At 39.2% G+C, this 209-nt stretch carries 1 protein-coding gene; it reads left to right on the top strand.

Features of this window, described 5'->3' with window-relative positions; all coding sequences use genetic code 11:
• A partial coding sequence (locus V6255_RS19020; RefSeq protein WP_341629490.1) for a pyruvate kinase alpha/beta domain-containing protein occupies positions 1–205 on the top strand: 205 nt, incomplete at its 5' end.
• Between the last annotated feature and the right edge of the window lie 4 nt (positions 206–209).

Below are 209 nucleotides of genomic sequence, written 5' to 3'. Positions count from 1 at the left end.
AAATGCAGAGCAATTAGGTGCTAAGCTACTTATCGTTGCAACACGTGCTGGTAAATCAGCTCGCTCACTTCGTAAGAACTTCCCATCAATGCCTATCCTAGCATTAACAAGTAACCCTAAAACAAGCAAACAACTAGCGTTAACTAAAGGTGATTCAGCTAAAGTTGTAGAACAACAAACTTCAAGGGAAGAATTCTACAAGTAAGGTA

This window comes from Psychromonas arctica (assembly GCF_038155225.1).
GTDB lineage: Bacteria > Pseudomonadota > Gammaproteobacteria > Enterobacterales > Psychromonadaceae > Psychromonas > Psychromonas arctica_B.
Note: the sequence above shows the minus strand (reverse complement) of the source record. Positions and strands in the feature narration are given on the sequence as shown.